Annotated in this window: 1 protein-coding gene; it reads right to left on the reverse strand. The window is 47.1% G+C overall.

Annotation, left to right across the window (positions count from 1 at the left end; all coding sequences use genetic code 11):
• On the reverse strand, nt 1-1,479 hold a 1,479-nt coding region (locus tag INT22_RS20820), incomplete at both ends, for an Eco57I restriction-modification methylase domain-containing protein (protein WP_226912638.1).

Below are 1,479 nucleotides of genomic sequence, written 5' to 3' on the forward strand. Positions count from 1 at the left end.
CTATCACCTCAACTTCTTTATGATATTCAAACGGAAGCCTTTTTACATCTATCATTTCAAAATTCAGGGTAGGTGAAATCATACTTAGGAAATAATCTGATGATGTAGAATTCAGCAAACAAAGAATAGTAGTTAAATTGTCTTCACCGAAGACACAACTACCTCCCGTACCAAACAAAAACCCCGAACCGTTTAGCCTTGCACTAAACTTATAGCTTGTTAGTGCCGAATATGTCACATTAGGGATACAATAATAGTTCCTACTTTTAAGCCTTACATTCATCCCTTGTGTAAGAGTGCTTGTGAACTCTTTAAGTTCAAACCCATCATTTTCCCAGTTAACAACTATATCATTAAAACCATACCATTTTCTGTAACCACCTCCTTTGCTGTATGGAAACCATTTCTTTTTTGACTCAGCAAGATTCTTAGGCCCTTTACAATTTAGCCCAATTTTTTTAAACTCAACCTCATACCAAAATCTCAAAAAACGATCATTATCTGAAGTAGCCATTCCTTGGCGGAAAAGAACATTATCTTCAAGCGAAGATTTTTCACTAAAGTTTGATATAACACCCTTACTAGCCCAATAAGCCACCGGACTCCCCGGAATCTTCTTGAAATCATCCGGTTTGGCGTCATAGAGCCAGCCGCAGTCGCGGTTCTGAATGGCTTCCAGCAGCGCGCACTTCTTCTCAGCCTCGGATTTACCCTCCACCAGTCGCAGATAGGCTCCCTTATAATCCGGCTTGGCGATTTTCTCCATCACAAAGGCGGTGGCGGAGACGACTTCCCCGCTGATGCTGTCGAATGCCCTGCCGCCAAGGTGGGCCATGGTGATAATGGTGGTGTTATCCAGCAGCCATTCACGCAGCTTTTCGTAGCTGGAAAGAAACATCCATGATTGCATATTGATCTGGGCGTTGTAGCCAAGTGGTACTAGCAGGCTAAACGCATGCTCCATAAAAATCGCGAACAGATCTGACTTGCTGTTGGGGTACGCCTTCTTGGCGTAGTCCTTTAACGCCTTGTTCATGCCCTTACTGCCCATATATGGCGGGTTGGCCACCACAGCGTCATACCGCTGCGCCAGTGCCCAAGCTTGCTGCACCATTGACACTAACCGCTGGGCGGCGGCTTTTTGCATAATATCGCCGCTATTGCTTAGCTCGGTCAGCTCTTCCAGCAGTGCTTTGAGCGGCGCTTCCCATTCATTGGGCACCTCAATCAGCGAGCCGAAGGTTTTGGCATCCTGAAAGCGCTCGATTAAGTCGGCAATTAGCTTGTAAGTGGCATCGTTACTGGAAAGGTCTTGCTGTTCGCTGTCAAACAGGCCTTGGGATTGACCCTGGTGCCAGTCGCCGGTCAGGTTTAAATCCCGCCATAGGGTGTTGGCATCCAGGTGTTGGCTGCTTTGCATGGCGAGGACGTTCAGGCGCACGTTGCGAGTGAGAATCCGGCGGTCGTCTTCGCGGGCTT

This window comes from Halomonas sp. 3D7M, assembly GCF_014897885.1.
Lineage (GTDB): Bacteria > Pseudomonadota > Gammaproteobacteria > Pseudomonadales > Halomonadaceae > Vreelandella.